Source organism: Oleomonas cavernae (genome assembly GCF_003590945.1).
Classification (GTDB): Bacteria; Pseudomonadota; Alphaproteobacteria; order Zavarziniales; family Zavarziniaceae; genus Zavarzinia; species Zavarzinia cavernae.
The window spans coordinates 2,030,884-2,045,551 of the sequence record NZ_QYUK01000011.1 but is presented as its reverse complement, the minus strand read 5'-3'; the positions used below and the strand labels follow the sequence as shown (position 1 = coordinate 2,045,551).

Below are 14,668 nucleotides of genomic sequence, written 5' to 3'. Positions count from 1 at the left end.
CGTCTTGAATTTAAGAGGTCTGCATCAATCGTAGGGATACCGCTAAAAACCTCATGTTTCGTTAAGATTTTGCGGCCAGACGGCGGATTCCAGGCGGAATTCCGGTGTCTAGCGAAATCGCTCCCGAAATGGAGGATTGGTTTGCGGCAAAATACAGCCGAAGATTGTTCTGCAGGCGGCCGGCCGTCTTGAATTGGCGTGGCTGGTACCACCGCGAGAATCACCGGGCGGTCGGACCGGCCGGGTGAGTCGCCGGCGCTAGGCGCGGTTGTCCGCCCTCATGGGCACGCGGCGGCCGCCCAGGGCATAGGCGAGGCAGGCCATGGCCACGAGGGTCAGCAGGGCGGCGAACAGGAAGGCGGCGCCGGGCAGGTGGAGGGGCGCATCGGGGGCGGCGAAGTAGCTGAAGATCGCGGCGCCCAGCAAGGTGCCGGCGATCGCGCCCAGGCTGGTGGTGGCGGTGATGGTGCCCTGCAACTGGCCCTGTTCGCCCTTGGACACGGCGCGGGTGATGATGGCCTGGGCGGCCGGCCCGGTGATCACAGCGACGACGATCAGGCCGGTGACGGCATAGATGTGCCAGCCCTGGGTCGCCTGGGAATAGCCGATGCAGGCGGCGACGGTGCAGGCCAGGCCCAGCAGCATGGCCGCCGGTTCACCGATCCGGCGAATGGCGGCCGGGGCCACCACCACTTGCGACAGGGCCGAGGCGACCCCGAGGAAGGCGAGCGACAGGCCGGTCTCGCCCGGCCCCCAGCCCAGTTGCATGGCTGTGAACAGCACCCAGGTCGCCTGCACCGCCGATTGCGCCAGCATGTAGCAGAAGATCGCCCCCAGCAGCCCGGTGATCAGGCGCGAGCGCCGCCAGCCGATCAGGCCGGCCAGGGGATTGAGCGCGCCTAAGGTGAAGGGGCGGCGCAGCGCCGGCGCCAGGCTTTCCGGCAGCACGACCAGGCCCCACAGGAAATTGAGCGCGGTGAGACCGGCCGCGACCCAGAAGGGCACCCGGGGGCCCAAGTCGCCCAGCATGCCGCCCAGGGCCGGGCCTAGCACAAACCCTAGGCCGAACATGGCCCCGGCCAGGCCGAAGGCCTTGGCGCGGTGCTCGGGCGGGGTGACATCGGCGACATAGGCGCTGGCCGCCGCCGCATTGGCACCGCAGGCCCCGGCCAGCGCGCGCGCCACCATCAGCAGCCACAGCGAGCCCGCGGTGGCGGCCACCACCTGGTCCAGGGCGGCGCCGGCCAGGGCCAGCAGGATCACCGGCCGGCGGCCGAAGCGATCCGACAGGCGGCCGATCACCGGCGCACACAGGAACAGCATCGCGGCATAGAGCGCCACCAGTATCCCGAAGGCATTACCCGCCGCCGCCGGCCCTTGCCCCAGCAGTCTTTCGACCAGATGGGGCAGCACCGGCACGATCAGGCCGAAGCCCATGGCATCGAGCAGGATGGTCACCAGGATGAAGCCCATGGGGCGCGTCATGACGATGCCCCCTCGGCCGGAACCTCCATGGGCAGCCAGCGCGAGCGCCGCCGGCCGCGCAGCTTGTCGACGGCGAGATAGACCACCGGCGTCGTATAGATCGTCACGACCTGGGCCAGCAGCAGGCCGCCGACGATGGCGATCCCCAGCGGCTGGCGCATCTCCGAGCCGGCGCCGACGCCGATCGCCAACGGCAGGGCGCCGAACACGGCGGCCAGCGTGGTCATGGTGATGGGGCGGAAGCGCAGGCGGGCGGCACGGGCGATCGCCTCGCGCGGGGCAAGGCCCAGTTCGCGTTCGGCGACCAGGGCGAAATCGACCATCATGATGGCGTTCTTCTTCACGATGCCGATCAGCAGGATCAACCCGATCACCGCGATCAGCGAGAATTCGACGCCGGTCACCATTAAGGCGACCAGCGCCCCGATGCCGGACGACGGGATGGTCGACAGGATGGTCAAGGGATGGGCATAGCTCTCGTAGAGGATGCCCAGCACCAGATAGACCGCGACGATGGCACCCAGCAGGATCCACACCTGGGTGGCGATCGCATCCGCTGCTGCCTTGGCATCGCCCGCGAAGCTGCCGGTGATGTCGGGCGGCAGGCCGGCCTCCTGCGCCGTACGTTCGATCAGGGCCATGGCGCTGCCGATGGGCAGGCCGGGTGCGGTGTTGAAGCCGATGGTGATGGCCGGCAACTGCCCCTGGTGATTGATCTGGGCCGGGGTCAACCCTTGCGCCTGTGTGGTGACCACCGACAGGGGCACCGGCGTGCCCGACGCGGTGGGCACGAACAGTTGCGCCAGCGCCGTGGGATCGGTCTGGTAACGCGGGTCGACCTCCAGCACCACCTTGAACTGGTCGAACTCAGTATAGACCGTGGCGATCTGGCGTTGGCCGAAGGCGTCATAGAGGATCTGGTCGATGGTCTGGGGCGAGACGCCGAGGCGCGCGGCCGTCACCCGGTCGACGTCCAGGTGCGCGCGCAGGCCGTTGGCATCCTGGTCGGTCGAGACATCGGCCAGGTCGGGCAGGGCGCGCAGCTTCTCGCGCATGATCTCCACCCAGTGGGCCAGCTTGTCGATGTCGGCGCCTTGGAGGGTATACTGATAGCGCGCCTTGCCCGCCCGCCCGCCGACGCCGAAATCATCGACCAGCGACAGATAGGTATCGATACCCTGGATGCGCGCCAGTTGCGGGCGCAGCCGCTCGATCACCTGGTCGGCCGGGAGGCGCTGCTTCAGCGGCTTCAGGTTGATGGTGATATTGCCATTCTTCAGCGAATTCCACAGGCCGACGCCGACGAAGGAACTGACCGTCTCCACCGCCGGATCGGCCAGCAGCACGCGGGTCACCGCCGCCTGCCGCTCACTCATCGCCTCGAAGGAGATGTCCGCCGGGGCATCGGTGACGGCGCGGATCACGCCGGTATCCTGCTTAGGGAGAAACCCCTTGGGCACTGCCGCGAACAGCACCATGACCACGACCACGGTCAAGCCGACCACGCCCAGCATCAGGCGCGGCCGGGCCAGCGCCCAGTCCAGGCTGGCGCCGTAAGCCTCGGTGGTGGCAGCGATCGCCCGCTCGATGGCGCGGCCGATCCGCCCCTCGGGCCGTTGCAGGTCCTGCCTTGTCAGCAGCCGGCCGCACAGCATCGGCGTCAGGGTCAGTGAGATGATCGCCGACAGGGCGATGGCGACCGCGAGCGTCACGCCGAATTCGCGGAAGAAGCGGCCCAGCACGTCGGGCATGAACAGGATCGGGATCAGGGCGGCGAGCAGCGAGACGGTGAGCGAGATCACCGTGAAGGTGATCTGCCGGGCACCGCGCAGGGCTGCCTGCAGCGGCGTCTCGCCCTGTTCGATCAGGCGCACCACATTCTCGATCATCACGATGGTGTCGTCGACGATGAAGCCCACGGCGATGATCAGGGCCATGATCGAGAGATTGTCCAGGCTGTAGCCCGCCACATACATGACCGCGAAGGTGCCGGCGATGGCGACCGGAATGGTCACGCTGGGGATCACGGTCGCCCAGAACCGGCGCAGGAACAGGGCGATGACCATCACCACCAGGGCGGTAGTCAGCAGCATGGTCAATTGCAGGTCGGTGATGCCGGCGCGGATGGTGCGGGTGCGGTTGGCCACGACATGGACTTTGATCGCCGGCGGCAGCCAGGTTTCCACCTGGGCCAGCGCCGCCTTCACCCGGTCGACCACGTCGATCGTGTTGGCGCCGGGCTGTTTGCGCACCTCGATCAGTACCGCGCGCTCGCCGTTCAGCCAGGAACCGACCTTCACGTTGCTGACCGCGCTGCTGACCGTGGCGATGTCGCCCAGGCGCACGGGGGCGCCGCCGCGCCAGGCGATGATCTGGCGGCTGAACTCGGCCGCGGTCATCAACTGGTCGTTGCCGGTCACCGTGATGCTCTGGTCCGGCCCGTCCAGGCTGCCCTTGGGGCCGGCGGCGGTCGCCCCGGCGATGGCCAGGCGCACATCCTCCAGGGTCAGGCCCAGGCTGGCCAGGGCGGCGGGGTTGACCTGGACGCGGATCGCCGTCTTGTCGGCCCCGCTGATCTCGACCCGCGAGACGCCCTGGATCTGTGAGAGGCGCTGCGACAGCAGCTTGTCGGCGTAATCATAGACCTCGCTGGCCGGCAGCGCGTCGCTGGACAGGGCCAGGGTGATCACCGGGAAGACGTTGGGATTGGCCTTGATATAGATCGGCGGCGAGGGCAGGTCGGTCGGCAGGCTGGAGGCGGCGGCATCCAGCGCCGCCTGGACGTCGCGGGCGACGCCGTCGATATCGCGGGCGATGTCGAACTGGGCGACGATGGTGGTGCCACCCACGGCATTGATCGAGGTCAGCTCGGTCAGGCCGGCGATGACACCCAACTGCCGCTCGATCGGCGTCGCCACGGCCGCCGCCATGGTGTCGGGGCTGGCGCCGGGCAGGCTGGCGCGCACCACGATCGTGGGGAGGTCGACGATCGGCATGGTCGACACCGGCAGGTGCAGATAGGCGGCGGCACCCAGCAGCATCACGCCTATGGTCAGCAGCATGGTTGCCACCGGCCGGCGGATGAAGGGCGCCGAAATGCTCATGGCCTATTCCGCCGCCGGTGCCGGGCGGGCAAAGGTCCGGTCGACCCGCCGCTGCAGCCGGTCGAAGGCGAGGTAGATCACCGGCGTGGTGTAGAGGCTCAGGAACTGGCTGACGATCAGCCCGCCGACGATGGCGATCCCCATGGGCGTGCGCAGTTCGGCGCCTGCCCCGGTGCCGAAGGCCAGGGGCAGGGCGCCCAGCAGGGCGGCCATGGTGGTCATCATGATCGGGCGGAAGCGCAGGCGGCAGGCCTGGTAGATCGCCTCGGCCGGGGCCAAGCCCTGGTTGCGTTGCGCGTCCAGGGCGAAGTCGATCATCATGATCGCATTCTTCTTCACGATGCCGATCAGCAGGATGATGCCGATCAGCGAGATCACGCTGAGCTCATGGCCCCCCACGATCAGCGCCAGCAGGGCGCCGATGCCGGCCGACGGCAGGGTGGAGAGGATGGTGATCGGGTGGATGTAGCTCTCGTAGAGGATGCCCAGCACGATATAGACGGTGATGATCGCCGCCAGGATCAGGATGCCCTCGTTAGCGCGGGAATAGCCGAACTCGGCCGCGCTGCCCAGGAAGCTGGTCGCGACCGAGGCCGGCAGGCCGATCGCCGCCTCCGCCTCGTGGATCGCCGCCGTCGCCTCGCCCAGCGAGACGCCTGGCGGCACATTGAAGGACAGGGTGACGGCCGGGAACAGGCCGTGATGCATCAGGGCCAGCGGCGCGCTCTTCAATTCAAAGCGGATGAAGGACGACAGGGGCACGAGATCGCCCAGGGCGGATTTCACATGCAGGTTGCCAAAGGCCTGGGCATCGTCGCGAAAGCGCAGATCGACCTCCAGGATCACATGATACTGGTTGGTCTGGGTATAGATCGTCGCGATCTGGCGCTGGCCGAAGGCGTCATAGAGCGCGTCGTTGATGGTGCGGATGCCTACCCCTAAGCGCGCTGCCGCGTCGCGGTCGATCGCGAGGACCGCCTGCAAGCCGCCGCCCTGGGCGTCCGACGCCACATCGGCCAGGGCCGGGGAACGCGCCATGGCCGCCAGCAGCTTGCCCGACCAGGCGGCCAGTTCCACCGGATCGGCGCTTTGCAGCAGGTACTGGTACTGGGTGCGGGAATAGGCGCTGCCGATGGCGATTTCCTGGGCCGATTGCAGGTACAGCTCGATGCCATGGATGCCGGCCACCGCCGCCTTCAGGCGCAGGGCCACCGCATCGGCATTGGCGCTGCGCTGCTCGACCGGTTTCAGGTTGATGTAGAGTCGGCCGGCATTGCCGGTGGTGTTGATCGTGCCCGTGCCGACGAAGGAACTGACCGCGACCACATCGGGGTCGCGGCGGATGATTTCGGCAATCTCCTGCTGCTTGGCCGCCATGGCGGCAAAAGAAATGTCGGGCGCCGCATCGGTCACGCCGACGATCAGGCTGGTGTCCTGCTGCGGCAGGAAGCCCTTGGGCACCACGACGTAGAGCGCGACGGTGGCGAGCACGGTCGCCACGGTGAAGGCCAGCATCGGCCGCTGGTGGCGCAGCACCCAGCGCAGGCTGCGCTCGTAGTGCCACAGGATGCGGTCGAACTGGGCCTCGCTCCAGCGCGCGACGGCGCCGGGCGGGTGCTCCTCGGCGCGGGGTTTCAGCAGGCGGGCGCACATCATCGGCGTCAGGGTCAGCGAGACCACGGCGGAGATCGCCACGGCGGCCGACAGGGTGATGGCGAATTCGTGGAACAGGCGCCCGACCACGCCTTCCATCAGCAGCAGCGGGATGAACACCGCGATCAGCGAGACGGTGAGCGAGACGATGGTGAAGCCGATCTGGCGCGCCCCCTTCAAGGCGGCGGCGACCGGCGTCTCGCCCGCCTCGATATGGCGCACGATGTTCTCGATCATCACGATGGCATCGTCGACCACGAAGCCGGTGGCGATGGCGAGTGCCATCAGCGACAGGTTGTCGAGGGTGAAGCCCGCCAGGGCCATGATGCCGAAAGTGGCGATCAGCGAGACCGGCAGGGTGACGCTGGGGATGACCGTCGCCCACAGCCGGCGCAGGAACAGGAAGATCACCAGGACCACGAGCACGGTGGACAGCAGCAGGGTGAATTCCATGTCGTGGATCGAGGCGCGGATGGTCTGCGTCCGGTCGGTCAGCACGGTCAGCTTCACCGCCGGCGGCAGGCTGGCCTGCAACCGGGGCAGCAGGGCATGGATGGCGTCCACCACAGCGATCACGTTGGCGCCGGGCTGGCGCTGGATGTTCAGGATCACGGCCGGCTTGCCGTCGTACCAGCCGGCCAGGCGGTCGTTCTCCACCCCGTCGACCACGCCGGCCACATCCATCAGGCGCACGGGCGCGCCGTTGCGATGGGCGATGATCTGCTGGCGATAGGCTTCCGCATCCAGCAACTGGTCGTTGGCGCTGATCTGGAACGACTGGCGCGGCCCGTCCAGGGCGCCCTTGGGCATGTCGACGGTGGCGGCCTGCACCGCCTGGCGCACATCGTCCAGCGACAGGCCCAGGCCGGCCAGGGCGGCCGGGTTCACCTGAAGCCTCACCGCCGCCTTCTGCCCGCCCTCGATGGTGACCAGGCCGACGCCCTCGACCTGGGAGAGTTTCTGCACCACCACTGTGTCGGCGAAATCATTGATCGCGCGCAACGGCAGCTCGTCCGAGGTCATGGCCAGGATCAGCACCGGCGTGTCGGCCGGGTTCACCTTGCTGTAGGTCGGGCGGTTGGGCATCAGGTCCAGCGGCAGCAGGCCCGAGGCGCCGTTGATCTGGGCCTGGACATCCTGGGCCGCGGCATCGATGTCGCGCGAGAGGTTGAATTGCAGGGTGATCTGGCTGGTGCCGAAGGAACTGACCGAATTCATCGAGGTCAGGCCGGCGATCTGGCCCAGTTGATGCTCCAGCGGCGTGGTGATCAGCGAGGCCATGATGTCGGGCGCGGCACCCGGCAGGCGCGAGGTCACCTGGATCGTGGGGAAATCCACCGCGGGCAGGGAGGTGACCGGCAGCAGCCGGTAACCGAGCAGGCCCAGCAGCACGATCCCGACCATGATCAAGGTGGTCGCGATCGGCCGCAGGATGAAGGGCCGGGAGAATTCCATTTGTTCCTGCTCAGGCCCCGGCGGCGGGGGCGGTCATGCTGCCCGGTTGCAGCTTGTACTGGCCGTCGATCACGACCCGTTGCCCGGCTTCCAGTCCGGCCTGGATCAGGGCCTGGCCATCCTGGATCTGCAACACGGTGACCGGCCGCATCTGCGCCGTCTGGTCGCGGGCGATGACCCAGGCATAGGTGCCGTTGGGGCCGTGCTGCACGGCCGTCGCCGGCACGGTCAGGCCTTCATGGACCGCGACTTGCAGCCGGGCATTCACGAACTGGCCGGGCCACAGGCGGTGATCGGCATTGGCAAAGCTCGCTTTCAGCTTGACCGTGCCCGTGGCCTGGTCGATCTGGTTGTCGACCAGGTCGAGGCGGCCCTGGGCCAACTGGGTCGAATTGTCCTTGGCAAAGGCATAGACCGTCAGCGGGCCGCGCGCGGTCCCACCCGTGATCACCGGCAGGTGGTCGGCGTTCAGGGTGAAGACCACCGAGATCGGCGTGAACTGGGTCACGGTCACGATCGGGCTGGTATCGGCGGCGTGGACGACATTGCCGACATCGATCTGGCGAATACCCGTGCGGCCATCGATGGGGGAGCGGACGGTGGTGTAATCGAGCTGGGTGCGGGCATAGTCGACCTGGGCCTGGTCCGCGGCCACCAGGGCCTCGAACTGGGCGACACTGGCCCGCTGGGTGTCGACCGATTGGCGCGAGGCGAAGTCCTTGAGCTGGATCAGGCGGTTCAACTGGGCCTTGGCATCGACCAGTTGCGCCTTGTCGCGCAGCAGGTTGGCCGCCATCTGCTTGAGGTTGGCCTCGAACGGCCGCGGGTCGACCATGACCAGGACATCGCCGGCCTTGACCTCCTGGCCCTCGCGGAAGCGCACTTCCAGGATCTGGCCGTCGACCCGGCTGCGGATCTGCACCGTGTTCGATGCCTGGACCGTGCCGATGCCGTCGAGATAGATCGGCACGGTCTTGATGGTGACCAGGCTCACCACCACCGGCACGGCAACCTCGGCGGTGCCCGGCTGGGCCGGGGCCGACGCCCCGCGCAGCAGGAGGAACGCCACCAGTACCACGGCGCCCAGGCCGGCGCCGATCACGACGCGGCGGGAGCGCCAGAGGGAGGAGATCTCAGCCACCGGCAGCCTCGGCCGCGAAGGCGGGATAGGCGGGCGCGGGCGGGGCCTCGCGGGCCGGCGACAGCAGGCCCCAGTCGGCCAGTTGCCGGATGGCATTGTCGATGCCCCGTTCGGCGGCGACCTGCACGCCCACTTCCGCTGCACGCTTGATCATCATCGGCTCGCGTGCCTTGGCGATGGCCTTGGCCATCTGGGTGGGTGTCACGGTCTTGCGGTCGAGATAGGGCGGGGCGGTGCCCAGCCGCTGCAAGCGGTCGGACCAGAAGGCCTGTTCGGTGATGAAGGGCATGATCACGGAAGGAATGCCGGCGCGCGCCGCCGCCGTGGTGGTGCCGGCGCCGCCGTGGTGGACGGCGACCTCGCAGCGGGGGAACAGCCAGTCGTGCGGGGCCTGCTGCAGGATGAAGATGTTCTCGTCCCTGGCTGCCTCGTCGGCCTTCATGCCGCCCCAGCCGGTGGCCAGGATGGCCCGGCAGCCGACCTGTTTCACGGCCTCCAGGACGATGCGGGTGATCCGCTCGGCATCATTGCTCAGCATGCTGCCGAAACCGATATAGACCGGCTTGGGCCCGGCGTCGAGGAAACGGGTCAGGTCCTCGGGCGGCTGCCATTCGTCGGCCTCGTCCAGGAACCAATAGCCGGTGACGCGCTGGTTGTCGGTCCAGTCGCGCGAATGGGGCAGGATCACCGCGCTGTAACCATACAGCACCCGCCGGCGCGTCTCCGGCCCGCCGTAGTAGGGCCCGCGCCAGCTATAGGGGGCAAGCCCCAGGTCCTTGCGCAGGATGCCGTTGATCGCCGGGCTCAAGACCTTCCAGGTGAACATGCGCAGGGCATGGTAGAGGCCCAGGTTGACGATGCCCGGGATCTTGAACTTGGGCGGCGGCAGCATCATCGGCGGGATGTCGCTGCACGGCGTCATCGGCTGCAACTGCGCCTGCACGCAGGGAATGCCCAGCGCGTCGGAGAGCGAGGCCACCAGGATGGTGGCCGGCCCGGCGCCGATCAGCAGCTCCGCGCCAGCCGCCGCCGCCCGGCCTTCCTCGGCCCAGTGGGAGGCCATCTCCGACAGGTGACCGCGCATGATCCTGGCCACCTTGACCACGTTCATGCCGTTGTTGATCATCTCAGGGTCCGAGAGCATCAGCTTCTCGTAATCGGCGGTCAGCGGCGCGAATTCCAGCCCTGCCCGGGTCACCAGGCCCTGGAAATTGGCGCTGGTCGCCAGGCGCACCTGGTGGCCGGCGCGCTTGAGGCCGCGGCCCAGCGCGCTGAACGGGCGGATGTCGCCCTGGGTGCCGATGGCGAAGATGGTTATGCGCATGATGCGATCTCGCTATCACAAAAGCCCTCTCCGCCCTTCAGGGGGGAGAGGGTTGGGTGAGGTGGGTTGGCGGCGTGGGGCGTGGTCCGGCCCGACCACCACCTCACCCTTCCCATTGCTTCGCAACGGGCCCCTTCCCTCTCCCCCGTAAACGGCGGAGAGGGAATATTTCCTGCGGACCTCACGCCGTCACCAGGTCTTTGGTGGTTGCCTGGGTGTGCGCCAGGGCGGCGGCGACGATCGGGCCGATCTTGGCCAGGACCGGCGGCTCCATCATCGCCTGGTGATGGCAGGCGATTTCGTGCAGGTCGATGGCACCGGCGATGTGGCTGCTCCAGGCATGGGCCTGGTGATGCAGGATCGAGTCGAGATCGGCGCCCTTGCCCTCGGTCGCGCGGATGAAGGTGACGTCGATGTCGATCCGGCCGGGGTGAAGCCGCGGGCCAGGCGCATGTTGTTCTCGATCACCGCGCTGATGCAGGCGAACAGGTCCTTGTGCTTGCGCTGCATGTCCTGGACCACCGGGATCGCGAAGACGTCGTATTGCGCGCAGATGAAGTCCGCCAGGGCCGCCATGGTCAGCGGTGCCTCGCCCAGCTCGGCCTTGTCGTAACCAAGGAAGCTCAGGGCGCTCGTCACCTGGGCCGCCTCGCCGGGTTCCTCGTCCAGTTGCGTCACGAAGGGATAGGCGTCGAGCAGGCCCAGGAACGCGACCGCCTCGCCGCCGTCGCGCAGGCGGCGGGCGATTTCGTGGGCGACGAGGCCGCCGAAGGACCAGCCCAGCAGATGATAGGGGCCGTGCGGCTGCACGCCGCGGATCAGGCCCAGGTAATTCTGGGCGATCGCCTCGACGCTTTGCGGCAGGGCTTCGAAGCGCGTCAGGCCATGGGATTGCAGGGCATAGAGCGGCCGGTCGGCCCCCAGATAGCGCAGCAGGCCGGCATAGCCCCAGCCCAGGCCCAGCACCGGGTGGATGCAGAACAGCGGGGCCGCGCCGCCGCCGGCCTTGACCGGCAGCAGGGGGTGAAGGGATCGCTCTCGTTGCTCTTCTCCAGGTGCTCGGCCAGGCCTGCGATGGTCGGCGTGCCGAACACCGCGCCCAGCGGGATCTCGAAGGAGAAGCGGCTGCGCAGGGCGGCGATCATGCGGGCGGCGGCGAGTGAATCGCCGCCCAGGTCGAACAGGCTGTCGTGAATGCCCACCCGCTCCAGGCCGAAGGTCTCGGCCCACAGCGAGGCGAGGATTTCCTCGGTCGGGGTGCGTGGGGCGACATAGCCCGAGGTCTGCTGCCATTGCGGGGCCGGCAGGGCGCCGCGGTCCAGCTTGCCGTTGCCGTTGACCGGCAGGGCATCGAGGCTGACGAAAGCCGCCGGGATCATATAGTCGGGCAGGCTGCGTTCCAGGTGGCGGCGCAACTCGCTGCCGTCGGCGGTCTCACCGGCCGCCGGCACGACATAGGCGACCAGGCGCTTGTCGCCATTGGTCTCCTCGCGCAGGACGACGACCGCCTGGGCGACCTGCGGATGGGTCAGCAGGGTGGCTTCGATCTCGCCGGCTTCCACGCGGAAGCCGCGGATCTTGATCTGGAAATCGCTGCGCCCCAGGAATTCCAGGACGCCGTCGCCGCGCCAGCGGGCGAGGTCGCCGGTGCGATACAGGCGGCCATCGCCGAAGGGATTGGCCAGGAACCGCTCGGCCGTCAGATCGGGCCGGTTCAGGTAACCGTCCGCGACACCAGCACCGCCGATGTAGAGGTCGCCCGGCACGCCCACGGGCACGGGGTTCATGGCGCGGTCCAGGACATAGACCTGGGTGTTCCAGATCGGCCGGCCGATCGGCGGGCTGTCGAGATCGTCGCCGTCCAACTCCATCAGGGTCGACCAGATGGTGGTTTCGGTCGGGCCGTAGAGGTTCACCACCTTGTGGCCCAGGCGGCGCATGGCGCGCGCCAGCGTGCCGGGTAGGGCCTCGCCGCCGACCAGCGGGCGCAGGCCGCGCAGGGTGTCGCCATGGTCGGCCAGCAGGGCCTGCCACAGGGACGGCGTCGCCTGCATGATCGTGGCGCCGGTCCTGGTGATCAGCCCGGCCAGTGCGGCCGGGTCGCGGACGGTATCCCTGGTGGCGATCACCACCTGGGCCCCGGTCAGCAGCGGCAGGAACAGTTCCAGGGCAGCGATGTCGAAGGCGATCGTGGTCACCGCCACCAGGCGGTCCTGCGCACTCAGTTTCAGCATCGCCTGCATCGAGAGCAGGAAATTGGTCAAGGCGCGGTGCGGCAGCACCACCCCCTTGGGCCGCCCGGTGGATCCCGAGGTGTAGATGACATAGGCCGGCAGGTCCGCGGTCAGCGGGGCTAGGCGGTCCGCGTCGGTCGGGTTGACCGTATTGCCGGCAAAGACGTACTGGTCGAGCAGCAGGACGGCGGCGATCACCGGCGGCAGGGTCGGCGCGATCCCCGTGGTGGTCAGCAACAGGGCCGGCCGGGCGTCTTCCAGGGTCAGCGCCAGCCGGGCAGCGGGCGCCCCGGGATCCAGCGGCAGATAGGCGGCGCCGGTCTTCAGAATGGCCAGCAGGGCGATCACCAGGCGCTCGCCCCTGGGCAGGGCCACGGCCACCAGGCTGCCCGGGCCGATGCCCCGGCCGATCAGCGCATAGGCCAACTGGTTGGCCTGTTCATTGAGCGTGCGATAGGTCAGCGCCCGCTCGCCGGAAACCACCGCCACGGCGCCGGGATTTGCCGCGACCTGGGCCTGGAACAGGGTCGTCCAGGGGCGGTCCGGCACCTCCTGGGTGGTCTCGTTCCACAGCCGCAGCACATTGCGGCGTTCCTGCGGATCGAGCAGATCGATCTCGCCGATCGGCTTGGTGGGATCCGCCAGGACCGATTCGATCAGCCGCAGCAGCCGGTGCTGGTGCTCGGCCAGTTCGGCATGGCTGTAGAGGCCGGGATTGGCATCGAAATCGATGCGCAGGCCCTGGCCGTCGTCCCGGTCGTAGATGAAGATGGTCAAGTCTTCGACCGAGCCGTTGGACAGGTTGTGCGCGGTCGAGGGCAGGCCGGCAAAGCGCAGGTCGTAGTCGAAGGGTTCGATATTCACGCCGACCCAGGAAATCTGCTGGTCCTGGCGCAGCAGGCCCAGATCCTTGCGCAGATCCTCGTAGCGGTACTGCTGGTGGCGCAGGGCCCCCATCAGCACGCTGCCCACCTGCGGGATCAACTGGGCCAGGGTCAGTTCGGGCGCCATCTTCAGGCGGATGGCGACCGCATTGGCCATCATGCCCGGAATGCGCCGCATCACACCGCTGGTGCGCCCGGTGACCGGCATGCCGAACACCAGGTCGTCGGCCCCGGTCAGGCGGAAGATATAGGCCGCGAGCAGCGAGATCAGGGTCTGCGGCAAGGTGCCCGAGGCCTGCTTGGCAATCTCGTGCAGGCGCACCGTGCTGGCCGGCGACAGCCGGGCCGTGGCGCGCAGCAGCCCGCCGGTCGGCGTGCCGCGGCGCTTGGCCAGCGAAATCGCTTCCGGCAGGTTGGCCAGGCGCTCGCGCCAGTATTCACGGTCCTTCTCCAGCCGGGGCGAGGCGCGGTAGCCGGCCTCGCTCTCGACGATGGTGGCGAAACGCCCAAGGGTGCAGGGCTCGGGCTCGCGGCCTTCCACTAGGGCGCTGTAGATCTCGGCCATGCGCCGGGCCAGCAGCCCGCCGCCGAACCCGTCCAGCACGATGTGGTGGCAGCGGTGATACCAGAAGAATTGCTCGGGCCCGGCCTTGAACAGCGCGACCTTCCACAACGGATCGTGGGCCAGGTCCACCGGGCGGCCCAGTTCCGCCATCATCCAGGCTTGCGCGACGGCGCGCGGGTCGGCCTCGGCACTGATGTCGAAATAGGGGATCTCGCCGGTGAAATGGGGCTCGATCACCTGGCGCGGGGTGTTGTCGATATCGACGATGCGGGTGCGGGTGGTTTCCGCCTCGTCGGCCAGTTGGCGCAGGGCGGCCAGGAACAGGGGCACGTCGAGCGCGCCGTGGATCTCGATATATTCCGCGATGTTGAAGACGGAATCGGGCGGTGCGATCTTCTGGCTGACCCACATGCCGCGCTGGGGGACGGAGACGGGCAGGATCTGCGCCACCGGACCTTCCGCCGCCGCCTCGCGGGGAGCATCGACAATGCGGATGCCCGCGGCTTTGACACGCTGCATATCGCTCATGGCTGAACTCCGATCGGTTGGATGTGAGTCCGTCCAAGCATTTCCGCCCCCCTGGTAGCCGGCCGTTTCGCCCGCCAGCCGTTCCATCGCGCGCCGTCTTCGGCGTCGTCTTGCCGCTCCATGACCCGAAGGGTCCGGAGCGGAGTCGTTGCGGCCAGCGCCATGGCATAGCCGGGTAATGCGTCAACGGCGTGAAGCGACCAGGCCTCGCCGCCGGGCACCGCGGCCGGCGGGCGCAGCAGGCCGGCCGGGCCTTCGGGTCGACGGCGACCTCGAACTGGTCGAGCGGCAGCGA

The 14,668-nt window shown here is 68.4% G+C and carries 7 protein-coding genes; all 7 read right to left on the bottom strand.

Going from position 1 to position 14,668, the window contains the following annotated elements:
- Positions 1–258: 258 nt before the first annotated feature.
- The 7 genes from D3874_RS13600 to D3874_RS13570 all read right to left on the bottom strand — a co-directional run bounded on the left by D3874_RS13600 (position 259) and on the right by D3874_RS13570 (position 14,373).
- Entirely contained in the window at positions 259–1,485 is a 1,227-nt protein-coding gene (locus D3874_RS13600; protein ID WP_119778564.1) for an MFS transporter, read from the bottom strand.
- A complete protein-coding gene (locus D3874_RS13595) occupies positions 1,482–4,589 on the bottom strand; it encodes an efflux RND transporter permease subunit (RefSeq protein WP_119778563.1) in 3,108 nt (1,035 codons plus the stop codon). The genes D3874_RS13600 and D3874_RS13595 overlap by 4 nt, the downstream gene beginning before the upstream one ends.
- Before the next feature lie 3 nt (positions 4,590–4,592).
- Complete coding sequence (locus D3874_RS13590) at positions 4,593–7,697, bottom strand: multidrug efflux RND transporter permease subunit (RefSeq protein ID WP_119778562.1); 3,105 nt, start codon at positions 7,695–7,697, stop codon at positions 4,593–4,595.
- A gap of 10 nt (positions 7,698–7,707) precedes the next feature.
- Positions 7,708–8,838 carry an efflux RND transporter periplasmic adaptor subunit gene (locus D3874_RS13585; RefSeq protein ID WP_158595997.1) on the bottom strand — a complete coding sequence of 377 codons (1,131 nt, stop codon included), beginning with the start codon at positions 8,836–8,838 and terminating at the stop codon, positions 7,708–7,710.
- Entirely contained in the window at positions 8,831–10,162 is a 1,332-nt protein-coding gene (locus D3874_RS13580) for a glycosyltransferase (protein WP_119778560.1), read from the bottom strand. Before D3874_RS13580 ends, D3874_RS13585 begins: the two co-directional genes overlap by 8 nt.
- A gap of 273 nt (positions 10,163–10,435) precedes the next feature.
- Complete coding sequence (locus tag D3874_RS13575; protein ID WP_158595995.1) at positions 10,436–11,128, bottom strand: thioesterase domain-containing protein; 693 nt, start codon at positions 11,126–11,128, stop codon at positions 10,436–10,438.
- Positions 11,041–14,373, bottom strand: coding sequence for a non-ribosomal peptide synthetase (locus D3874_RS13570; RefSeq protein ID WP_158595993.1), 3,333 nt, complete (start codon positions 14,371–14,373; stop codon positions 11,041–11,043). Before D3874_RS13570 ends, D3874_RS13575 begins: the two co-directional genes overlap by 88 nt.
- Positions 14,374–14,668 lie beyond the last annotated feature (295 nt).